This is a genomic window from Vibrio syngnathi, from assembly GCF_002119525.1.
Classification (GTDB): Bacteria; Pseudomonadota; Gammaproteobacteria; order Enterobacterales; family Vibrionaceae; genus Vibrio; species Vibrio syngnathi.
Genome location: NZ_CP017916.1, coordinates 2,233,452 through 2,255,232, shown reverse-complemented (window position 1 = coordinate 2,255,232; position 21,781 = coordinate 2,233,452). Strand labels below are relative to the sequence as shown.

Here is a 21,781-nt window from a genome sequence, read left to right as displayed (position 1 = left end):
GTCGTGGTCTCTAATAGAACAATGGGAATCACCATGGCTAAAACAGTAGGCATCACAGAAGAAGAACTTTACGCAGCCGTTAACTGGCGCGATGAAAGCAGTCAATTTGAAGATATTCAATACCATAAGTCTGACGATGGTATTGCGAAAATCACGATTGCGCGTCCTCAAGTGCACAATGCGTTCCGTCCACAAACCGTAAAAGAGATGATCAATGCACTGGCTGACGCTCGTTACGACGAGAAAGTAGGCGTGATCATTTTGACGGGGCTTGGTGAGAAGGCGTTCTGTTCTGGTGGTGACCAAAGTATCCGTGGTGACTACGGCGGCTATCAAGATGATTCAGGTACTCACCACTTGAACGTACTTGATTTCCAACGCCAAATTCGTACTTGTCCAAAACCAGTTATCGCAGCGGTATCTGGCTGGGCAGTGGGTGGCGGTCATGTACTTCACATGATGGCAGACCTGACTATTGCCGCTGAAAACGCGCAGTTCGGTCAGACGGGTCCTAAAGTGGGTTCATTCGATGGCGGTTGGGGTGCTTCTTACATGGCTCGTATCGTTGGTCAAAAGAAAGCGCGTGAAATTTGGTTCCTGTGTCGTTTCTACGATGCACAAGAAGCATTGGACATGGGTCTAGTAAACACAGTCGTGCCTGTTGCTGACCTAGAAAAAGAAACGGTTCGTTGGTGTCGTGAAGTTCTTCAACACAGCCCAATGGCGCTGCGTTGCTTGAAAGCCGCACTAAACGCAGACTGTGACGGCCAAGCTGGTCTTCAAGAGTTGGCGGGTAATGCAACCATGATGTTCTACATGACAGAGGAAGGCCAAGAAGGCCGCAACGCATTCAACGAGAAACGTCGACCGGACTTCGACAAGTTCCCGCGTAACCCATAGTCTTTTTCTTCTTTAAAATGAGTCGCTAATAGCGGCTCGTTTTGTTTTGATGTTCCCCGTTTTTTAGGAAACTTTATGAACTCAGTGAATTCTCAGCGTCACGCTAAACTCTATCGTTATCAATTACCTATGGATAGCGGTGTGGTGCTACGTGATAATAAGCTGAACGAGCGTGTTGGCTATATCATTCAACTTGAGTGTGATGGTAAGACTGGTTTTGGTGAAGTCGCGCCTTTGCCTGGTTTTAGCCAAGAAGATGCTGAGCAAGCTGGTATTCAGCTTCAGCATGAATTAGAGCTTTGGAGCCACAATAACCCTCAAACGCCTTTTGATGAGTTATATCCTTCTGTTGCCTTCGGTTTTTCGATGGCGATGATGGAATTACGAGGTGAACTCAACGCTGAAGGTAACTATCAAGCTGCGCCTTTGTGTACTGGCGATCCAGATGAGTTGATCCCTGTGCTCAATGAGATGGAAGGCGAGAAGGTTGCTAAGGTAAAAGTTGGCCTTTATGAAGCGATCCGTGATGGCATGCTTGTCAGTTTATTCCTTGAGTCGATTCCGGATTTGACTCTAAGACTTGATGCTAACCGTGCGTGGAAACCAGAAAAAGCCAAGCAGTTCATTAAGTACATTTCGCCGTCACTGCGTCAGCGCATCAGCTTTATTGAAGAGCCTTGCCAAAAGCCAGAAGATAGCTTGGCGTTCGCAATTGACCACGGTGTAGCGATTGCGTGGGATGAAACCCTGCAAGAGGCAGTGCGTAATCCAGAGTTTGATTTAAGCGACTTAACAGGTGTTAAAGCGGTAGTGATTAAACCTACCTTGATTGGCTCGGTAGAACGTTGTGTTGCAATCATTGAACGCGCACAGCAACTTGGTATTAAGCCTGTTTTAAGCTCAAGTATTGAGTCGAGCCTTGGCTTAACTCAGATTGCGCGATTGGCACAACAATACTTACCTAATGAAGTTCCAGGGTTGGATACGATTGGCTTGTATCAGCAACAGCTAGAAGTCTCTTGGCCAGGTTGTCCGCTTCCAGTTTCAACGCTTGAACAGCAGCAATTGATTTGGTCTTCTTAGGCCGATTGCTCGATTGGCTTAAGCCGTTCTCGATCTTTAACTTGGTTATCTTATGATGCGCCCACAATCTAATCATTACTCGCTCTGGGTACAGTGGGCGCAGCAGAACCCACATCAAATAGCGTTAGTGACTCCTAATCACGCTTATACTTGGCAGCAAGTGTCTCTGCTGGTGAGTGAGTACCAACGACAGCTATCTCAGCAAGGCCTATCTGAAGGTGATGTACTGACAATTGTTGGTAAGAATCAAGCTGAAGTGATCCCCGTTTACCTTGCCGCACTCAATTTGGGGGTGGTTTGTGCGTTTACCATGCATCAGCCAGCAGCTCGTTTAACGCAGAAACTTGAATCCCTCTATGGTCAGCTAGACAGACGTTACCTTTGGCTATTAGATAGCTGTGGGTTAGATCATTCTGATGCTGTTGACCTCAAGACTGTATTGGTGACGTTACCTTGCTTGAACGAAGTTAAGGTCGATGGTGATGACAAACCAACAACACCGCAAAATCCTAACTTTAATCCTCAATCTTTAGCGAGCATCGTATTCACTTCTGGCTCTACCGGAAACCCGAAAGCCGTGGCGCATACGTTGCAGCAGCACTTACATTCGGCGGTCGGGTTACTTGAGGTGTTTTGTTATCAACAAGACGATACTTGGCTACTGAGTTTGCCTATGTACCATGTGTCGGGATTGGCGATAGTTCATCGTTGGTTGGCGGCTGGTGGCTGCATCAAAATTGGGTCAGGTCAGCTCGAAACCGATATAGAAGGTTGCAGTCATGCCTCTTTAGTGGCTACTCAACTACATAGGTTATTGCAGAGTAAGCAAGCACTTACTTTAACTCATGTGCTTTTAGGCGGTAGCCACATCCCAGAAGCGCTAGGGCTTGAAGCTCAACAAATGGGTATCGAAACATGGCTTGGATACGGCATGACAGAAGCGGCTTCAACAGTGACTGCGAAGCCCATTGATGCCAGTAGTACGGCCGGCTTTATCCTTAACCATCGCCAACTAAAAATTGAAAAACAACGTATCTTTATTGGCGGCAATACGCTTGCTTCTGGTTATTACTATCAGGGCGAGTTAACACCGCTGGTGGATGAGAACGGTTGGTTCGACAGTAAAGACCTCGGCGTATGGGATGGCGAACAAGTGTCGATTATTGGTCGCGCTGATAATCAGTTTATTTCTGGTGGTGAGAATATTCACTGTGAGGAAATTGAACAAGCACTCAACCAATTACCTGAAGTTAAACAAGCCTTTGTGGTTCCTGTTGAAGACAGTGAATTTGGCTTTAGACCGATTGCGATCGTCGACTGTGATGAACTACCTACCATAGAGTGGTTTGCAGAACAGTTACAAGGGAGCCTAGAGCGATTTAAGTTTCCTATCGAGTATTATCAGATGCCAGAGCAAGAACAGCAGGGGATCAAAGTATCGAGAGCAGGTTTAGCATCTTGGGTGTTGCAGCATAGGAACTAAAAGGCCGAAAGTATCAGGAAGGTGTGTGTTGTTTGCTAGATTGGAAGACGGTTAGTTAATTTAGCAATTAGATAGTTCAAAACAGAATTTATTATCTTTATAACCATCCATCATAATAAGCCCTATAAATAATGGATTATAGAATAAGGTCTTATTATGAAAGTTGCCCTCATCATTGCGGTTTTGCTGCAAATAGGCCAAGCGCTCGTTTCGTCAGGACTGACTCGTTCATTGGCTGAACTCACTGCATTTGTGCTGGTTGTGGTACTTGTTTTAATGAAAAGAGAGAGCAAGAAGAGTGATAAGCCCCTGTTTGATTTGTGATTGTTGCAACAAAGAATATCTTTACTACAAACGATATTTTCACTAAAAACGATAGGGGTAAAGCCCATAGGAGCTTTGCCTTTTTGTTTTGTTGCTCGCTAATCTGAGTGTCTAGGTAACCGAACAACCAGCTAAAGCGTTTCTTTGCGAACTAAGCAAGGGTTAACCACGCCAAAGAACCCGTCGAAATCATCGTCCACATCGTAATACCAAACATCAATGGCTTCGGCCCTGCTGCTTTTAACTTCTCTACAGAAATACCACAGCCAATTAAGAACAGACACACAACCAACGCGCGTTTGGACACATCAAAGATCCCTTGGTAGACCATCTCAAATTGTGGCAGCAAGTCACTAACAGCAATAGCAGCGCAATAGAAGAAAATGAAGTAAGGAATCGTAATCTTCTTTTGATCGTTCTTGAAGATCATTGCACTGACTAACGCGATTGGGATGATCCAGAGTGCGCGAGCGAGCTTCAACGTTGTCGCTGTGGTCAGAGCTTCTTCGCCATATGCTGATGCTGCGCCGACTACAGAGGAGGTATCATGAATCGCGATGGCAGCCCATGTTCCGAAAGTTTGTTGGCTTAACTCTAGTGCATGGCCAATCATCGGGAACAAGAATAGGGCGATTGAGTTCAATACGAATACTGTGGCTAATGCTAAGCCAATTTGTTCATCGTCGGCTTTAATCGCGGGGGCTACGGCTGCGATAGCGCTACCACCACAAATCGCGGTGCCTGAAGAAATAAGGTACCCCGTGGTGCGATCCAGTCCCATTCGTTTCGCTAAGAACCAACCAATCACCAACGTACCAATGATGGTCGTGACAATTAAACCAATCCCATCGCCTGTCACTGCTAATGCTTTTTCAAACTGAATGCCAAAGCCCAAACCGACAATAGAATAGGCCAGTAGCTTTTTGGTGAGTTTTCCGACTTCCAAATGTTCAGGCACTAAACCTAAACTAGCAAGTAGGAAACCGATGACGAGGGCGGTTGGTGAGCTTACCCATGGCGTTAAGCAAAACAGTGCAGCAAGATAAAATGGAACAGACTTTTTTATATTCATTGTTTTTAGAGTCTTGTTTGACGTTATTGTAATGGGGCCACTATACGTTTAACTAAGTGGTAAGTAAGTCTAAATGAATTGAACAAACGTTAAGTAAAACTAAACGTTTGTTCAGTTGATATGAATAAAGGGTTGCCTAGCGTAGCGATCCGCGAAGATCAGAGACTGACTGTCGAAGAGTGTTGCATGAAGCTTCTTTCGCAAGTATTGGTTCGCCAGCTTCTATCTCTAACTTGGCCCGGAAGCGGGTCGGTAGCCCCTTGAAAGCTTGACCTTTATAACGACTGAAGTAGCTGCCCCATAACCCTTTAAGTGCCATTGGAATGACAGGCACAGGAGAACGTTTAATAATCAGCTCCATGCCACGCATGAATTCGGCTACTTCGCCATCAGCGGTTAGCTTGCCTTCAGGGAAAATACAGACGATGTGCCCTTCATCTAGGGCTCGTTCAACTTCTTTGAAAGCGTTTCTAATCGAGTTTCGGTTGGTTGCGGAGATTGGAATAACCCCTGCTCTTTTTAAGAATCGACGTAGTGGAGGCAGTTTGGCGTAATCCTCTTCCATCACAAACCGAATCAAGCGAGGGCAAACCGCACTCAGAAGCAGTGCATCCATATAACTCACATGGTTGCAAACAATCAGTGCGCCGCCATTCTCTGGAAGATGGTGTAAGTTCTTGTGCTTAACTCGGTACATGGTGTGAGTGACCACCCATGTAAAGAAACGGAAAGCGTAGATAGGCACCTGATAAAACAGGTACAGCATAACCAAAGTATTCCCTATCGCGAGCAACACAAACAGCTGTGGAATAGAAAGATCGAGAACACTCAGGCAAACAATACCCAAAACGGCGCTTCCCACCATGAATAGTGAATTGTAAATGTTGAGCCCGGCAATCACTTGAGCGCGTTCATCTGGTTTCGCTCGAAACTGCATCAGAGAATACAGAGGAACAATGAAGATACCGCCAGAGATACCTAATAGCAGAAGATAAGTAAACAGCGGCCACAGCTCTGAATACGTCATGAATTGATGGAAAGAGGTAAATTCAGGCAAGGACTCAGGAATGGATATCGCCATCAATAGCCCAAAAATCGACATACCTAGGCTACCCATTGGTACGATGCCGATTTCAATTCTGTGATTTGACAACTTATCGCAAGCCAAAGAACCTATCGCAATACCGACCGAGAAAAGAGCTAACAAAAAGGCAACCGAGCTTTCAGTACCGTTCAAGTGGAGCTTTGTGAAGTTTGGAAACTGAGTTAGATAAGCAGCGCCAAGGAACCAGAACCAGCTGATAGACATCAGAGCTTGAAACGTTGGGCGATCTTTTTTTGCAATCGCCAGTGTCGCGCGGGTTAGCTTTACTGGCTGCCACTTCACTTTCAGATCTGGTGCGTTACTCGGCGCTTGTGGAATAAAGCAGCTTGATACATAGCCAAGCACGGCGAAAGAAACAATACATACCGCAGCAATGAGCTTCGCGCTTTCTTCAGATGCAATAATACCGGCGCCTAAAGTACCAATAAGGATGGCTAAGAATGTGCCGGTTTCGACTAAAGCGTTGCCGGATACCAGTTCTTTTGTTTCTAACTGTTGTGGAAGCAGTGCGTATTTCACCGGGCCAAAGAAGGCACTTTGCGTTCCCATTAGGAACAGAAGTAGGAGTAGTATCCCGTAGCTTTCGTAGATAAACCCGATCGCACCCAGTGACATGATCGCTACTTCAAGGAGCTTAACTTTACGTATAAACCAAGATTTTTCGTATTTGTCAGCCAGTACACCAGCCAAAGCAGAAAATAGGAAGAAGGGCAGAATGAAAAGACCAGCGGCCAAATTAATGAATAGGTTGCTGGAAATAGGCAGCGTATCTACGCTCGCGAAAGCAACAAACAGTAACAGAACATTTTTGAATATGTTGTCATTAAAGGCGCCTAGAAATTGAGTAATAAAGTAGGGTAGGAACCTTTTTTGCGTTAACAGCGAAGATTGGCTGCTGTTGTTCATTGTCTTTCCTTGGATGATTACCAGTTGGTTAAGTAGTTTGAGATTAGGTTATTGATCAACTCTTTACCATCGATAGGTTCAGAGGCGAAAAATTTATCATCAACGCTAAGTAGAGTAATTCCATGTACTCCAGACCATAATACACGGCTGGCTTTAATGACTTCGCTTTCTGTGTGTTCAGGCGCAATAGCTACCAGCAATTGCTCTAACATACCTGTCATTCTATCAATACGGTTCGATTGCCATTCAGGAAGGTTTTCACCATTCATGTTGTGCTCAAAGATAAGCTGCCAACGGTGAGGGTGTTTTTGTGCAAAATCGTGATAGCAGTATGCAAGATTGAAAAGAGCCTGTTGAGGGTTGCTCGATTGTTCAACCGCAGAAGCAGATTGGGACGACAGTTCATCTAATGTTTGAGCAACAACGTGTAAAAGGAGTAGGTTGTAGTTACCAAATACATTCACCAAGGTGCTAGGGACATAACCAATCATATTGGCAATTTTACGTAGACTTAGCTCGTGATAAGAGTGCTCTTCTAAGAAGTCGGTTACCGTCTTTAAGGTTAATTGCACTAATTGTTCGCGAGTATGATCGTTTCGTCTTGCCATGAGTACTTTCTATTAAATGAACATCGTTCAATATTTTAATGCTGCCCCAGAGTGCCGTCAATCCCTTCACTAGTTTAGTAATCAATTAATAGCCGCAATATTATGATACATGTGTAAACGTCGTGAATATTTCATTGTTCTTTGTTAACGAGTATGATTAAGGTGTCGAAAGATAAAAAAACCTATAAAGGATAATAATGAAACGATTTTTCTCACTAGTCGCGATCCTGTTGGTAACAGTCGCGGTGACGCCAATCGCGGAAGCGAAAAAGTTTGGTGGTGGTAAGTCATTTGGCAAAAGCTTTAAAACGGCTCCAGCACCAAAACAACAAAACACAAATTCGATCCGACAAGATCAAACGGGCAAGAAAACAGCAGCAGCTAACTCTAGCAAGAAAGGCCTTATGGGCGGTCTGCTAGGTGGTTTACTTGCTGGTGGTCTTTTAGCTGCATTCTTTGGTGGCGCATTTGAAGGTATCCAGTTCATGGATATTCTGATCATGGGTCTGATTGCTTTCCTAGCGTTTAAATTCCTACGCGGAATGCTGGGTGCGAAGCAGGGCTCAATGAATCAGCAGAATGCACGTGGCCAACAGCCAGCATTCGGCGGCATGGGTCAGAACAAGTTTGAACAACCTAAGCAACAACCAAATGTTCATAACTTCGAGCAAGCACAGCCTCAATCACAACCTCATTCGCAAAATAGCGCTGGTGGTTTCGGTTTTGGTGCACAAAGCGATGTTCCACATAACTACCCACCAGGTTTTGATCAAGCGGCATTCATCAACGGTTCTCGTGAGCACTACCGTACACTGCAAGGTGCATGGAATCACAACGAGCTAAACACGATTGAAGAATACGTATCTCCAAGCCTATTTGAAGACCTTAAAGCTGAGCGTAACAAGCTAGACGGTGATCAGCACACAGACGTAATGTACGTTGATGCTGAAATCGTTCGCGCAGACCACGATGGTAGTAAAGCACAGCTAAGCCTTCAGTTTAGCGGTCGCTACCGTGACACCGCAGACGGCATTGAAGAAGATATCACTGATATCTGGCACTTAGAGCGTGACCTAACGACTCAAAATGCACCTTGGTTAATTGTTGGTATTCAAGGTTAATTCCACGATTTAACTAAACATCAATATGATGTAGTTATTCGGAATAACGGCAAATAATTTAAATCCCCTGCTGAGAAATCAGCAGGGGATTTTTTGTGTCTAATGATAGGTATCTGTAAGTCGCAGCAGGGAAATTGGCTTTGAGCTTTTTTTGGGGAGGGGAGAAGAGTTTTAGACTCACGGGACAATGCCAATATGACTAACACGTGGTGAACCGACAAAGAACATGTATCGACCAATTGCTTAGGCTGCGTTGCTTATCTGGTTTGTGAGCGTCATGTTGAAGTGTGGGATCACTGATGTTTGAATAGGCTAGTTCGCTTAGTCTTTTTTGCAGTATTGGGTTGGTGTAAGTTGAGGACCGTGTTTAGAAAGACACGTTTAGAAGGATACAAAGCTCAGAAACGAAAAAAGCCAACTCAATGAGTTGGCTTTTCGATTTTCCAATTAAGGAGAATATGGTGGAGGGAGACGGATTCGAACCATCGAAGGCAGTGCCGGCAGATTTACAGTCTGCTCCCTTTGGCCACTCGGGAACCCCTCCAGGGTGTGTCTTACTTTTCACAAAGTAAGCCTAAATTGATGTTTTCCCATAAGCCCATCAACTAGGTTGTTCTCTTAACTCTCGAAAGAGGTAAGAAGAATATGGTGGAGGGAGACGGATTCGAACCATCGAAGGCAGTGCCGGCAGATTTACAGTCTGCTCCCTTTGGCCACTCGGGAACCCCTCCAGGGTGTGTCTTACTTTTCACAAAGTAAGCCTAAATTGATGTTTTCCCATAAGCCCATCAATCAGGTTGTTCTCTTAACTCTCGAAAGAGGTAAGAAGAATATGGTGGAGGGAGACGGATTCGAACCATCGAAGGCAGTGCCGGCAGATTTACAGTCTGCTCCCTTTGGCCACTCGGGAACCCCTCCAGGGTGTGTCTTACTCTTCACAAAGTAAGCCTAAATTGATGTTTTCCCATAAGCCCATCAACTAGGTTGTTCTCTTAACTCTTAAAAGAGGTAAGAAGAATATGGTGGAGGGAGACGGATTCGAACCATCGAAGGCAGTGCCGGCAGATTTACAGTCTGCTCCCTTTGGCCACTCGGGAACCCCTCCAGGGTGTGTCTTACTTTTCACAAAGTAAGCCTAAATTGATGTTTTCCCATAAGCCCATCAACTAGGTTGTTCTCTTAACTCTCGAAAGAGGTAAGAAGAATATGGTGGAGGGAGACGGATTCGAACCATCGAAGGCAGTGCCGGCAGATTTACAGTCTGCTCCCTTTGGCCACTCGGGAACCCCTCCAGGGTGTGTCTTACTTTTCACAAAGTAAGCCTAAATTGATGTTTTCCCATAAGCCCATCAACTAGGTTGTTCTCTTAACTCTCGAAAGAGGTAAGAAGAATATGGTGGAGGGAGACGGATTCGAACCATCGAAGGCAGTGCCGGCAGATTTACAGTCTGCTCCCTTTGGCCACTCGGGAACCCCTCCAGGGTGTGTCTTACTTTTCACAAAGTAAGCCTAAATTGATGTTTTCCCATAAGCCCATCAACTAGGTTGTTCTCTTAACTCTCGAAAGAGGTAAGAAGAATATGGTGGAGGGAGACGGATTCGAACCATCGAAGGCAGTGCCGGCAGATTTACAGTCTGCTCCCTTTGGCCACTCGGGAACCCCTCCAGGGTGTTTTTTCCTAACTCATAATGGATAGGCTAAAGAGATGTTTTTCCCAACGCATCTCTCAAGTGCGGAGCGCATCATAGCAAACACGTTAAACCTGTAAAGGGTTTTTCTTATGGTTTTGTGTTAAATGCTGCCTTTTTGGGCAAAGATGGCGAAAAGTACGCATATTGCTCGTGAAGTGAACATCTGTACTAAGGTTTACGTAGTGATAGGTAACACCTTGAGGTAACTCGCTTTCTACATTGTGTTTGGTTTGTGCAATTCGCCAAGAAACGTAAATGGAATTTAATCTAGATTTACACTTCTTGACGTTACAGCATTCATCAGTTGATAGAATACGGTTAATTTCATTTATAGATAATAATACCAATCGTAGTAAGTAACTTGTCATTCTAGCTTGTTAAAATACTCGAGAACAGCGTCAACAATTTTGATTGTAGAATAACTACTTATCGAAACTATCTGTTGAAAAGAGCCGCCTTGTTCTCAAGCTTTTTCCCTAAGCTATTTCTGACCACTTACCTACTGTGATTGGTATAAACCTTACTTGCAGACCATTATTATGAAGCATAAATCTGTTTTAACCCTGCTTAGCTTGTCTATTCTTATGGCGTCTCCAGCCGCACTAGCTAAACGCATGGGCCCTAGCACCGTCACTGTTGTTACTGAGCAAGTTGATATTCACCAAGTTAGCCAATCTCTTTCTTTGGTAGGTAAGTTAGAAGCAGAACAATCTGTGATCATTACCTCTGAAGTAGCGGGCAGAGTTGACTCTATCAACATCAAAGCCAATCAAGATGTCACCAAAGGGCAGATGTTGGTTCAATTAGATGACGACAAAGCAAAAGCTGCAGTTGCAGAAGCGCAAGCGTACCTAAAAGACGAGCAACGTAAGCTAGCGGAATTCCAACGACTAGTGAAACGCAACGCGATCACGCAAACTGAAATTGACGCTCAGAAAACTAATGTAGAGATCGCCAATGCTCGCCTAGCTGCCGCCAATGCCAATCTTAAAGATTTACACATCAGCGCGCCTTTCTCTGGCACGGTCGGTTTTATCGACTTTAGCCGCGGAAAAATGGTGACAGCAGGTACTGAGCTTGTGACTTTAGATGATTTGTCTGTGATGCAGTTAGATCTTCAAATTCCTGAGCGTTACCTTTCTAAGCTGTCTAAAGGCATGACAGTGACGGCTCGCACCAGTGCGTGGGGCGAGACTCAGTTCACTGGCACAGTGGTAGGTATTGATTCTCGTATTAATGCTGAAACCTTGAACCTTCGAGTTCGAATCCACTTTGACAACAATAATGATTACCTAAAGCCGGGCATGCTAGTGGCAGCTGATATGGATTTCCCTCCTGTAGAAGCGCCGATTATCCCAGTTCAAGCGCTTGAGTATTCTGGTACTAAGCGTTTCGTCTATGTTATTGGCGAAGATAACAAGGCGACTCGTACCGAAGTGTTCTTGGGTGCACGAATCGATAACGAAGTTGTGATCGACAAGGGCATCGAGATTGGCCAGAAGATCGTGGTGCAAGGTATCGTGAACATGCGTGACGGAGTCTTGGTTCAAGAGCTTGCCGTTAATCGCCCAGCTAAACTAGATGAAAATACAGCAGCACAAGAAGGCGCTAACTAATGTTGTTATCTGATGTTTCTGTAAAGAGACCAGTAGCGGCTGTCGTATTGAGTCTGCTTTTGGTTGTGTTTGGTATTGTCTCTTTCAATAAGCTTGCAGTTCGTGAGATGCCTGATATTGAAAGCCCGGTGGTATCGATCAGTACTCGTTATGAGGGTGCGTCTGCCACCATCATTGAAAGTCAAATAACCTCCAATCTTGAAGACCAGTTATCCGGCATCAGTGGTATCGATGAGATCGAATCCACAACGCGTAACGGTATGTCGCGTATCACGATTACCTTTGAGCTTGGTTACGACCTCAATACTGGTGTCAGTGATGTTCGTGATGCCGTAGCGCGTGCTCAGCGTTCGTTGCCCGATGAAGCTGATGATCCAATCGTTTATAAGAACAACGGTAGTGGTGAAGCGTCGGTTTACATCAATTTAAGTTCGACAGAGATGGACCGAACGCAGTTAACCGACTACACCGAACGTGTGTTGATTGACCGCTTTAGTTTGATCTCGGGCGTGAGCTCAGTGGATATCTCAGGTGGCTTGTACAAAGTAATGTACGTGAAGCTGAAACCTGCTCAGATGGCTGGCCGTGGTGTTACTACCTCAGACATCACTTCTGCGTTAAACAGTGAGAACATTGAAAGCCCAGGTGGTGAAGTACGTAACGATGCGATTGTGATGTCGGTTCGTACCGCTCGTTCGTACACTGAAGCGGAAGATTTCGAATACCTAGTGGTAAAACGAGCCTCTGATAACACACCTATCTACTTAAAAGACGTAGCGGATGTGTACATTGGCGCAGAAAACGAGAACTCGACCTTTAAGAGTGACGGCGTTGTTAACGTTAGTATGGGGATTGTGCCTCAGTCAGATGCTAACCCACTTGAGGTGGCTGACTTAGTCCATAAAGAAGTTGAGGCGATTCAAAAGTTCTTGCCTGACGGAACTCGCTTGGCTGTTGACTATGACTCCACTGTCTTTATCGACCGCTCGATCTCAGAGGTTTATAGCACACTCTTTATTACGGGGGGGTTGGTTATCCTCGTGCTTTACGTCTTCATTGGCCAAGCCCGTGCAACACTGATTCCAGCGGTAACCGTTCCTGTGTCGCTAATCTCGTCGTTTATTGCGGCTTACTACTTTGGTTTCTCTATTAACCTAATCACCTTGATGGCACTGATTCTGTCTATAGGTCTGGTGGTTGATGACGCTATCGTAGTGGTTGAGAACATCTTCCACCACATTGAACGTGGTGAATCGCCACTGCTTGCGGCTTATAAAGGGACGCGTGAAGTAGGATTCGCGGTAATCGCAACAACGCTTGTATTGGTGATGGTATTCCTGCCAATCTCGTTCATGGATGGCATGGTCGGTCTTTTGTTTACGGAGTTCTCGGTACTGTTGGCTATGTCAGTGATTTTCTCGTCTGTCGTAGCATTAACGTTAACGCCGGTTCTGGGTAGTAAGATCCTGAAAGCGAACGTGAAACCAAATCGCTTCAATCGATTTGTAGAACGTGTGTTTGGCAAGCTAGAAGCTGGATACAAAGCGGTATTGCGCCGTGCTCTAAATTGGCGTTGGGCAGCTCCCGTGATCATTATTGCGTGTATAGGTGGTAGCTATGGTTTGATGCAACAAGTGCCTTCGCAACTGACTCCTCAAGAAGACCGTGGTGTTATCTTTGCGTTTGTTCGTGGTGCTGATGCAACCAGTTACAACCGTATGTCTGCCAATATGGACATCGTTGAAGAGCGCCTAATGCCGCTGCTTGGTCAAGGTTTCTTGAAGTCATTCAGTATTCAATCGCCAGCGTTTGGTGGCAATGCGGGCGACCAAACGGGCTTCGTTATCATGATCCTGGAAGATTGGGATGAACGTGATGAAACCGCTCAGGAAGCGTTGAACGAAGTACGTAAATCTTTAAATGGTATTCCTGATGTACGTGTATTCCCGTTCATGCCGGGCTTCAAAGGTGGTTCAAGTGAGCCTGTGCAATTCGTACTGGGTGGCTCTGATTACTCTGAGCTTCAGAAGTGGGGCGAACTGTTAAAGCAAGCGGCTGAAGACTCTCCAATGATGGAAGGCGCGGACATCGATTACTCTGAGAAAACACCAGAGTTATTAGTAACCGTAGATAAGCAACGTGCAGCTGAGCTGGGTGTGAGCGTATCGGATATTTCGGACACGTTAGAAATCATGCTTGGCGGCCGTAGTGAAACCACTTTCGTTGACCGTGGTGAAGAGTATGACGTATACCTGCGTGGTGATGAGAACAGCTTTAATAATGCTAATGACTTGAGCCAAATCTACATGCGAACTCAGTCTGGTGAGCTGGTTACACTCGATACGTTGACGCACATTGAAGAAGTGGCATCCTCGATTCGTTTATCGCACTACAACAAGCAGAAATCGGTCACCATTAAAGCGAACTTAATGGAAGGTTACACGCTGGGTGATGCTTTGGATTTCCTTGATGAACAAGCGATCGAGAAGCTACCAGGCGATATTTCAGTGAGCTACTCTGGCGAGTCCAAAGACTTCAAAGAGAACCAATCGAGTATTCTCGTGGTGTTCGCGCTAGCGATGTTGGTCGCGTACTTGGTACTTGCGGCGCAGTTTGAAAGCTTCATCAACCCGCTGGTGGTGATGTTCACCGTACCTATGGGTATCTTTGGTGGCTTCTTAGGCTTGATGTTGATGAGCCAAGGGCTCAACGTCTACAGCCAGATCGGTATGATCATGTTGATCGGTATGGTGACCAAAAACGGCATCTTGATCGTGGAGTTTGCCAACCAACTTCGAGATCGTGGTATTGAGTTTGAAAAGGCGATCATTGATGCTTCGGCTCGACGTTTACGTCCAATCTTGATGACGGCGTTTACCACACTAGCCGGTGCAATCCCATTAATTACTTCAACGGGCGCAGGCTATGAAAGCCGAGTGGCAGTGGGTACGGTTATCTTCTTCGGTATGGGCTTTGCAACTTTGGTTACTCTGTTCGTAATCCCTGCGATGTACCGACTGATTTCTGGCTCAACACGCTCTCCGGGTCATGTGGAAGCGGTTCTAAATAAAGAGCTAAGCCACGATAACGTGGGAAGAAGCAGTCACGGTTAATGAACACGCACGGCTAATGAACATGCAATAGTGTAACAATATTGAAAAGCCTGCGTTTGCTCCTAGCGAATGGCAGGCTTTTTTTGTATAACAAGCAGAGTTCAACGAATTAATACAATAAACCGAATAAAGGAAAGTAAAGTGGCTGAATTTAAATACAAAGATCTTTCTCAAGAAGCACAAGACAAGCTAGATGCAGCAACCTTCCGTCGCTTGTTAGCACACTTAGATGATAATAAAGATGTGCAGAACATCGACCTGATGATCTTAGCGGGTTTCTGCCGTAACTGTTTCAGCAAGTGGTACAAAGCAGAAGCTGAGCAACAAGGGCTAGACTTAGATATCGATGATGCTCGTGAGCGCGTGTACGGCATGACTTACGATGAGTGGAAGCAAAACCACCAGCCAAAAGCAACGCCAGAACAACTAGCGGCGTTTGAAGCGAAGCAGAAGCCAGAATAATTTGTTCTCGTTAGTGATTGATTAACAGAACAAACAAAAAAGAGCCCATCAAGGGCTCTTTTTAATTTTGGCGCCGGTGCTTACTCTGTGGTTAAGCCAACTCACCTGTTTGCGAGAAAGCTTCTAACTTCGCTGCATAAGGTTGTAGGTCACCGATATTCAGATTTACCCACTCATCATTGAAGTAAGTGTCTAGGTAACGCTCGCCGCTATCACATAGCAAAGTCACGATCGAACCTTTCTCACCACGCGCTTTCATTTCACTGGCTAGCTGAAGCACACCGTACATGTTGGTGCCGGTTGATGCGCCCACCTTACGGCCAAGAATGTCAGACAACCAATGCGTAGTTGCGATACTTGCTGCGTCTGGGATTTTACGCATTTCGTCAACCACACCAGAAATGAAGCTTGGTTCTGCTCGTGGGCGACCAATGCCTTCAATCTTGCTGAATGTATTGCCTTTCACGTTCGCATTGCCGGTTTGGAAGTATTCGTGGAATACAGAGTTCTCAGGGTCGACAACACAAAGCTTAGTTTCATGCTGTTGGTAGCGAATGAAGCGGCCGATAGTTGCAGAAGTACCGCCAGTACCTGGGCTCATTACTACCCACGCTGGAACAGGGTGATCTTCCATCTGCATTTGATTGAAAATGGAGTTCGCGATGTTGTTGTTACCACGCCAGTCAGTTGCGCGCTCAGCATAAGTAAATTGGTCCATGTAGTGACCATTCAGCTCTTCTGCTAAACGACGAGACTCATCGTAAATTTCATCTGAGCGGTCAACAAGATGCGCTTGGCCGCCGTAGAATTCAATCTGCTCAATTTTTTTCTTCGCTGTGCACTTAGGCATTACCGCAATAAACGGCAGGCCAAGTAGACGAGCGAAGTACGCTTCAGACACGGCTGTGCTGCCTGATGAAGACTCAATGATTGTTGTTTCTGGGCCAACCCAACCGTTACAGATAGCGTATAAGAATAGAGAACGCGCTAAACGGTGTTTCAAAGAGCCTGTAGGGTGTGTGCTTTCATCTTTAAGGTAAACATCAATGCCTTCGATACTGGGTAGATCGAGCTTGATAAGGTGCGTATCCGCTGAGCGTTGGTAGTCCGCTTCAATTTTACGAATCGCGTTGTTAATCCATTGATGGTCAGTGCACATAAGCGTTCTCCTGATCGAGAGTAGGAATTCTTTGTAATTGGTATGGTTCCAATTTAGCTAGAATCTGAGAGAAAAACTTTGCCATATTTGCTTTGTTTTGCTTAAATTGTAGAAAATTATTCTCTTTAAATGCAATTTGGTGAAAGTGTGATAGATACCGTAGATAAAAAAATATTAAGGTTGTTACAAGAAGACAGCACGCTGTCATTGAATGACATTTCAGAAGCGGTCAACCTAACAACAACACCTTGCTGGAAAAGGCTTAAACGCCTCGAAGAAAACGGCACTATTGAAAAAAAAGTGGCGTTACTGAACCCAGAAAAGCTCGATCTTGCTTTTACCGCGTTCGTCTTGGTGAAAACCAGTGATCATTCTCATGAGTGGTATGGTCGTTTTGTAAACACCGTATCGGAATTTCCAGAAGTGATGGAGTTCTATCGCATGGCGGGCGAATATGATTATATGATGAAGGTTCAGGTGAAAGACATGAAGTGCTTTGATGATTTCTACAAGCGCTTGGTTAATAGCATCGATGGTATCTCGAATGTGACCTCGACGTTTGCGATGGAGCCATTGAAGTACACAACGGCATTACCCCTTTAAGCTACACCTAGTTCAACGTTAACTACCGTTTCAGTTTAACTATCTTCTCAGTTTAGAACTCGCCTCTGCGATAACGAAAAGGATTATCCATGTTTGCAAAAGTCTCTACTGCTATCCAATTGGTGCTGGCCGTCGCTATTTTTTACTTAGGCTACACCATCTATTCGTTTACCAATAAAGTCGGTGAAATCGTTGATACGTATCCGCAGGTGATCGAAGATTTATCCGGTCTCACCAAAGGGTTAAAAGTAGAAGAGCTATTAGCGTTTGCTGAACATGTTAATGAGCTTGCTCCTCAGGTGTTAGACACTGTCGAAGATGTCAGAAAAACCGTTGAAAAAGTGAATCAAACCGTTTCATCGGTCGATAATAAAATCCCTGCGATATTAGATGAAGTGAAAAATGTCCGAACGGAAGTCGGGCAGGTAAGAACCGATGTTATTCCACCAACATTAACGGAATTAAAGAGATACCGTATCGATGTCATGCCACCAATGCTCGCCGAGAGTAAATCTTACCGCCAGCAGACTATTCCTGTCATCGTCACTGAATCTGAAATGCTACGAGCGGAAGTGCCGAGTATTTTGGCACAAGCGAATTTGCTGGCCGATAAGAGTAAAGAGTTAGCTCAGGGAGCCGCAGAGGGCGCTGTCAAAGGCGTGGTGTTATCGCCATTTAACCTATTACGAGACGCTGGTGATGGAATTAAAACGCGAGTGCAAGGTGAATTCGAACCCTTGCTAGAGGCTGAATAGGGTTTACGAATTGTTAAGTGACAGTTTGTCGTCAGCATCATTAAAAAGAGAGGCTAGGTATGAAACCTAGCCTCTCTTTTTGTTTTCTCGTACATATGTGCGGCTTATAAAAAGCGTTTATTGGCTATTTATTTGATCTTTATTTATTTGCTCGCTACTTAGTAAAACGCATCACACCTTCTTGAACGGCTGTCGCTACTAGCTCACCTTTCTGATTAAAGATCTCGCCGCGCACTAGGCCACGAGTGTTCGCTGCCGTTGGGCTTTCAATCGCATAAAGTAGCCATTCATCCATCTTGAATGGGCGGTGGAACCAGATAGAGTGGTCAATCGTCGCCACTTGGAAGTTCGGCGTCATGATAGAAACTTCATGAGGGTGTAATGCCGTTACTAAGAACCCCCAATCGGATGCGTAAGCAAGTAGGTATTGGTGAATCAATTGGTTGTCTGGCATCGCGCCATTTGCTCTCACCCAAAGATACTGTTTTGGGTCGGCTTTCTTAGGGTTAAGCGGGTTCACTATTGTTACCGGGCGCATCTCAATCGGCTTTTCGCCACAGAAAGTCTTACGCAGTTTCTCAGGCAAAAATTCAGCAATGTGACTCGCTAACTCAGTTTCTGATGCAAAATTTTCTGGCCCAGGGATATTTGGCATTTCATTCTGGTGTTCAAAACCTGGAGCATCACCATGGTAAGAAGCCGTGAGATAGAAAATAGGGCGACCATTTTGAATCGCTTTCACACGGCGAGTGCTGAAGCTGCGTCCATCTCTTAGGTTCTCAACATCGTAAATGATTGGCTTTTCAGGGTCGCCGGGAAATAGAAAGTAACTGTGGAACGAGTGAACACTGCGGTCGTCTTGAACCGTATAACGAGCAGCAGAAAGCGCTTGCCCCAATACTTGACCACCATAGACTTGTGGCAGACCTAGGTTCTCACTTTGCCCGCGGAAAAGGCCTTCTTCTAGTTTCTCTAGCTGAAGTAAATTGAGTAATTCATTTAAAGGTTGACTCATCGCCAGCATGCCTCTTGGTAAAATAGGTGTCAGATTATGGTGTTAATCATTCAGCTTAGTCAGATATCTGTCAATAAATCATAGGGTTTCGAGACAGAATATGAAAGCTCTCTTATAATTGCTGAGTAGATTTGCCGAGTCCGGCAAACATGTTGAGAGAAATTGAATATGAAAAAGGCTCTAATTCTTATTACGTCTTTAGTATCGTTTGGCCTGCTTGTGGGTTGCCAAGCAACATCAGAAACCAGTGCTTCTCAGGAAGTGGTTGCAGAGAACACTCAAGTGATTTCAGGAACAGTAAGCTATCGTGAAAGAATTGCATTGCCAGAGAATGCCGTAGTGACTGTTACGCTAGAAGACATCTCACTGGCTGACGCACCATCGACCGTTATCGCGACTCAAGAGTTCACCACAGACGGTAAGCAAGTTCCGTTCGCATTCGAGCTGAGCTACGACAACAACAAGATTAAAGCTAACCACCGTTACAACATGCGCGCAACGATTCACGTTGACGGCAAACTACGTTTCACAACAGACACAATTAAGTCGGTGATTACTGATGTAGAAAACACTCAACAAGCAGACCTGCGCTTGGTTGGTGTTCGTTAATCTAAATATAGATGCAATCATTAAGGCATCTTGATTCGTTTGACTTAGCTCGTTGATTCGTTGACTCGCTAAATTAGGTGATTAGTGGCAGCTTTAGGGCTGCCATTTGTATATTCTGAGTTTAATCTTTCCTGCGTCACTCACTTCAACCCCTTCTTCGATCAGATGCTTCTTTTGGCGATCAAACGAATCACCCTTCAAAGAGATCTCACCTTTGCTGTTAATAACTCTATACCAAGGTAGTTTGCTACCTTCTGGTAGGTTGCCTAACGCTTTACCAACATGGCGCGCATAGCCCGGAAATCCTGAAAAACGTGCGATGTCTCCATAAGTTGTTACTTTCCCATATGGAATTTGGTGAATCACAGCAAAGATTTGGGGCAAAAATTGGTCCATACTAAATGTTCCTAGTTCATAAATACCAATCACAGTAAGTAAGTGTTCAAAAATAGCGCAGGGAAAAAGCTTGAGAACAAGACAGATTTTTCGATAAATAGTTATTCTACAATCAAAAAATCTAACGAGGTTATCGAGGTTTTTAACAAGCTAGGGTGACCAGTTAATTACTACGATTGGTATGGTACCACGGATCGGTAGAAGGAGAGGGCTATGGTATTTTCAACGTTTCAGTTCTTGATAACCACATTATTAGCCGTTGTTTGCGCGAGAGCAATCAGTTTAAGTGAGGGAGATATCCCAGTGCTTGCAATGGTGATTCCTGCTTTATGGATTTTGCCACAAGGGGGCATCGCAGGATTAGCGTTGCTTGCTGCCATGACCACTTACGGTCTAACCCTTCCTTTGCAACCCATCACGCTGTCAGTCAGTGTGTGGGTGTTATTCCCACTATTGATGGTGGTCTTTTCAAAACGCAGCAGTTTGTCGGTCGTGATTATTTCTGGCTTGATCGTCGCAACGTTACAAGTCGGGATCATGGTGACGCAATCCGCAGGAAAGCTTGATGGCGTTCCGTGGGTTACTACGCTGCAAACCTTGTCGATCATCGTGATTTGGTGGGCGGCCAATCATCTTAAACCAGCCAGTCGACACAGCTGGTGGTCATTAGGTTTAATACTTCCATTGTGGATGGCCGATTTACCTTATGCCGCTTTGGTTGCTTTGTGTGTTACAGGCATCATGGCATCGATGGAAACCCTCACTCGCTTGAAGACCTTCCGTTGGAATAAGTTACTGTGCTGGACATTGCCGACAGTTGGTTTTGCCGCTTTGGTGATAACCCCAAGCATTGAGGTTCCAAGCCCGGTATTTGTGGTTTGGTTGTGCTTGTTGGGCACCGCTTGGATGACAGACTACATCATCCGCACGGAAGAGAACGAAGACACCGACCTCTAGCTGAAGTGAATGATATTCTGCTCGTAGTGATACAAGCGAGCACATGTGACTTGAATGAATGCGTTATGAAACAAAGACAAAGGTGATGCTTTATCCGACAGTTTTACGGTGTGTTGGGTAAAGGGTAATCACTTAAACCACATTTGTTTAAAAAGAGTCGCTTTGTGCTTGCAATGGTTGCTGCGATGCTTAATAATCCAATCACTCTTTGAGGCAAGCCTCTTAGAAAAAGAATCTATGGAGGCTCTGGTCCTCCCGCAACACTAACTTGTGAACTCGGTCAGGCCTGGAAGGGAGCAGCCGCAGCAGGCGACGTGTGTGCCGGGATGTGGCTGGGGCTTCCACCCATTAAAGAAGCCGCTCTTAATGAGCGGCTTTTTGCTATCTGCCGTTTGCTTTTTTCTTACTAAAGAACGTTTCATAGTTCTCAATTCGCAGGCAACACAACAGCAGACGCTTCTTCGTTTGAATCTTCTTTGTCTTCTACTTGATCAGCAACCCAATCAATCGTCTTTGTTAGATAGAGCTTGTTGATTTCGGTATCACACCAACTTTTTGATAGCCCTCTTCGATTGAATTCACTGCCAATTGCTGCCAGTGTTTGGTTGCTTGAACGTCCGTAATACAAGGTGTCGCACAGTTGTAGGTTCGACATCGATTGTGGGTACGTATTGACTGACGATGAGTTCATGCTCAGTGCTTTGGATTGGTTGTGAGTGCATCCCGTTAGGCTCAGGAAAAAGAGAAGGATTAGCGTATTTTTCATGGTGTGTCAGATCTGTTGCCGATGATTAGAAGACAG

General features: G+C 45.2%; 19 protein-coding genes, 7 tRNA genes and 1 other RNA gene. 13 read left to right on the top strand and 14 right to left on the bottom strand.

What is annotated here, in order from left to right; genetic code table 11:
* The first annotated feature begins 33 nt into the window (after nucleotides 1–33).
* The 4 genes from menB to K08M4_RS22115 all read left to right on the top strand — a co-directional run bounded on the left by menB (nucleotide 34) and on the right by K08M4_RS22115 (nucleotide 3,790).
* Nucleotides 34–900 carry a 1,4-dihydroxy-2-naphthoyl-CoA synthase gene (menB, locus tag K08M4_RS10315; protein WP_010439547.1) on the top strand — a complete coding sequence of 289 codons (867 nt, stop codon included), beginning with the start codon at nucleotides 34–36 and terminating at the stop codon, nucleotides 898–900.
* A 75-nt stretch (nucleotides 901–975) separates the two neighbouring features.
* Entirely contained in the window at nucleotides 976–1,983 is a 1,008-nt protein-coding gene (menC, locus tag K08M4_RS10310) for an o-succinylbenzoate synthase (RefSeq protein WP_086049796.1), read from the top strand.
* 52 nt (nucleotides 1,984–2,035) lie between these two features.
* Nucleotides 2,036–3,466, top strand: a complete 1,431-nt coding sequence (menE, locus tag K08M4_RS10305) for an o-succinylbenzoate--CoA ligase (protein WP_086049795.1) — start codon at nucleotides 2,036–2,038, stop codon at nucleotides 3,464–3,466.
* A gap of 156 nt (nucleotides 3,467–3,622) precedes the next feature.
* The gene (locus K08M4_RS22115; RefSeq protein ID WP_009847266.1) at nucleotides 3,623–3,790 is read left to right on the top strand and encodes a hypothetical protein; all 168 of its coding nucleotides are present in this window, start codon (nucleotides 3,623–3,625) and stop codon (nucleotides 3,788–3,790) included.
* Nucleotides 3,791–3,941: 151 nt separating this feature from the next.
* Here K08M4_RS22115 and K08M4_RS10300 read toward each other — a convergent pair whose 3' ends face one another.
* The 3 genes from K08M4_RS10300 to K08M4_RS10290 form a co-directional block, all read right to left on the bottom strand.
* Complete coding sequence (locus K08M4_RS10300; RefSeq protein WP_086049794.1) at nucleotides 3,942–4,862, bottom strand: YeiH family protein; 921 nt, start codon at nucleotides 4,860–4,862, stop codon at nucleotides 3,942–3,944.
* A gap of 136 nt (nucleotides 4,863–4,998) precedes the next feature.
* On the bottom strand, nucleotides 4,999–6,873 hold the full coding sequence (locus K08M4_RS10295) for an MFS transporter (RefSeq protein ID WP_086049793.1): 1,875 nt from the start codon (nucleotides 6,871–6,873) through the stop codon (nucleotides 4,999–5,001).
* Between the two features lie 17 nt (nucleotides 6,874–6,890).
* Nucleotides 6,891–7,481, bottom strand: a complete 591-nt coding sequence (locus K08M4_RS10290) for a TetR/AcrR family transcriptional regulator (RefSeq protein ID WP_012604487.1) — start codon at nucleotides 7,479–7,481, stop codon at nucleotides 6,891–6,893.
* 197 nt (nucleotides 7,482–7,678) lie between these two features.
* Here K08M4_RS10290 and K08M4_RS10285 point away from each other — a divergent pair, with 197 nt between their 5' ends.
* A complete protein-coding gene (locus tag K08M4_RS10285) occupies nucleotides 7,679–8,602 on the top strand; it encodes a Tim44 domain-containing protein (protein ID WP_009847262.1) in 924 nt (307 codons plus the stop codon).
* 459 nt (nucleotides 8,603–9,061) lie between these two features.
* On the opposite strand, the gene K08M4_RS10280 is transcribed toward K08M4_RS10285, so the two are convergent.
* The 7 genes from K08M4_RS10280 to K08M4_RS10250 form a co-directional block, all read right to left on the bottom strand.
* Nucleotides 9,062–9,146 (bottom strand) — tRNA-Tyr (locus tag K08M4_RS10280).
* Nucleotides 9,147–9,248: 102 nt separating this feature from the next.
* Nucleotides 9,249–9,333 (bottom strand) — tRNA-Tyr (locus K08M4_RS10275).
* Nucleotides 9,334–9,435: 102 nt separating this feature from the next.
* A tRNA-Tyr gene (locus K08M4_RS10270) sits at nucleotides 9,436–9,520 on the bottom strand.
* Nucleotides 9,521–9,622: 102 nt separating this feature from the next.
* Nucleotides 9,623–9,707, bottom strand: a tRNA-Tyr gene (locus K08M4_RS10265).
* Between the two features lie 102 nt (nucleotides 9,708–9,809).
* Nucleotides 9,810–9,894: transfer RNA gene (locus K08M4_RS10260), tRNA-Tyr, on the bottom strand.
* Nucleotides 9,895–9,996: 102 nt separating this feature from the next.
* Nucleotides 9,997–10,081: transfer RNA gene (locus tag K08M4_RS10255), tRNA-Tyr, on the bottom strand.
* Between the two features lie 102 nt (nucleotides 10,082–10,183).
* Nucleotides 10,184–10,268 (bottom strand) — tRNA-Tyr (locus tag K08M4_RS10250).
* A gap of 565 nt (nucleotides 10,269–10,833) precedes the next feature.
* Here K08M4_RS10250 and K08M4_RS10245 point away from each other — a divergent pair.
* The 3 genes from K08M4_RS10245 to K08M4_RS10235 all read left to right on the top strand — a co-directional run bounded on the left by K08M4_RS10245 (nucleotide 10,834) and on the right by K08M4_RS10235 (nucleotide 15,485).
* Entirely contained in the window at nucleotides 10,834–11,910 is a 1,077-nt protein-coding gene (locus K08M4_RS10245) for an efflux RND transporter periplasmic adaptor subunit (RefSeq protein WP_029222602.1), read from the top strand.
* Complete coding sequence (vexH, locus tag K08M4_RS10240) at nucleotides 11,910–15,023, top strand: vibriobactin export RND transporter permease subunit VexH (RefSeq protein WP_086049792.1); 3,114 nt, start codon at nucleotides 11,910–11,912, stop codon at nucleotides 15,021–15,023. The genes K08M4_RS10245 and vexH overlap by 1 nt, the downstream gene beginning before the upstream one ends.
* Before the next feature lie 141 nt (nucleotides 15,024–15,164).
* The gene (locus K08M4_RS10235) at nucleotides 15,165–15,485 is read left to right on the top strand and encodes a DUF1244 domain-containing protein (protein ID WP_198299284.1); all 321 of its coding nucleotides are present in this window, start codon (nucleotides 15,165–15,167) and stop codon (nucleotides 15,483–15,485) included.
* Nucleotides 15,486–15,576: 91 nt separating this feature from the next.
* Here K08M4_RS10235 and K08M4_RS10230 read toward each other — a convergent pair whose 3' ends face one another.
* Nucleotides 15,577–16,644, bottom strand: a complete 1,068-nt coding sequence (locus tag K08M4_RS10230; protein ID WP_086049791.1) for a PLP-dependent cysteine synthase family protein — start codon at nucleotides 16,642–16,644, stop codon at nucleotides 15,577–15,579.
* Nucleotides 16,645–16,773: 129 nt separating this feature from the next.
* Between K08M4_RS10230 and K08M4_RS10225 the strand changes: the two genes are divergently transcribed.
* Both K08M4_RS10225 and K08M4_RS10220 read left to right on the top strand, forming a co-directional pair.
* Entirely contained in the window at nucleotides 16,774–17,247 is a 474-nt protein-coding gene (locus tag K08M4_RS10225; RefSeq protein WP_086049790.1) for an Lrp/AsnC family transcriptional regulator, read from the top strand.
* Between the two features lie 89 nt (nucleotides 17,248–17,336).
* Nucleotides 17,337–18,002 (top strand): hypothetical protein, encoded by a 666-nt coding sequence (locus K08M4_RS10220; RefSeq protein WP_086049789.1) that lies wholly within the window; start codon nucleotides 17,337–17,339, stop codon nucleotides 18,000–18,002.
* Nucleotides 18,003–18,156: 154 nt separating this feature from the next.
* Here K08M4_RS10220 and tesB read toward each other — a convergent pair whose 3' ends face one another.
* Nucleotides 18,157–19,017, bottom strand: a complete 861-nt coding sequence (gene tesB / locus K08M4_RS10215) for an acyl-CoA thioesterase II (protein ID WP_012604483.1) — start codon at nucleotides 19,015–19,017, stop codon at nucleotides 18,157–18,159.
* Between the two features lie 168 nt (nucleotides 19,018–19,185).
* Between tesB and K08M4_RS10210 the strand changes: the two genes are divergently transcribed.
* Nucleotides 19,186–19,626 (top strand): YbaY family lipoprotein, encoded by a 441-nt coding sequence (locus tag K08M4_RS10210; RefSeq protein WP_009847253.1) that lies wholly within the window; start codon nucleotides 19,186–19,188, stop codon nucleotides 19,624–19,626.
* A gap of 93 nt (nucleotides 19,627–19,719) precedes the next feature.
* On the opposite strand, the gene K08M4_RS10205 is transcribed toward K08M4_RS10210, so the two are convergent.
* The gene (locus K08M4_RS10205) at nucleotides 19,720–20,022 is read right to left on the bottom strand and encodes an MGMT family protein (protein WP_086049788.1); all 303 of its coding nucleotides are present in this window, start codon (nucleotides 20,020–20,022) and stop codon (nucleotides 19,720–19,722) included.
* A gap of 213 nt (nucleotides 20,023–20,235) precedes the next feature.
* Between K08M4_RS10205 and K08M4_RS10200 the strand changes: the two genes are divergently transcribed.
* Together K08M4_RS10200 and ffs are read left to right on the top strand one after the other, a co-directional pair.
* Nucleotides 20,236–20,979, top strand: a complete 744-nt coding sequence (locus tag K08M4_RS10200) for a VP0952 family biofilm-associated protein (protein WP_086049787.1) — start codon at nucleotides 20,236–20,238, stop codon at nucleotides 20,977–20,979.
* Between the two features lie 244 nt (nucleotides 20,980–21,223).
* Nucleotides 21,224–21,320: signal recognition particle sRNA small type (gene ffs / locus K08M4_RS10195), an RNA gene on the top strand.
* Nucleotides 21,321–21,406: 86 nt separating this feature from the next.
* Here the strand turns inward: ffs and K08M4_RS10190 are convergent.
* Nucleotides 21,407–21,745, bottom strand: coding sequence for a hypothetical protein (locus K08M4_RS10190; RefSeq protein WP_086049786.1), 339 nt, complete (start codon nucleotides 21,743–21,745; stop codon nucleotides 21,407–21,409).
* Nucleotides 21,746–21,781 lie beyond the last annotated feature (36 nt).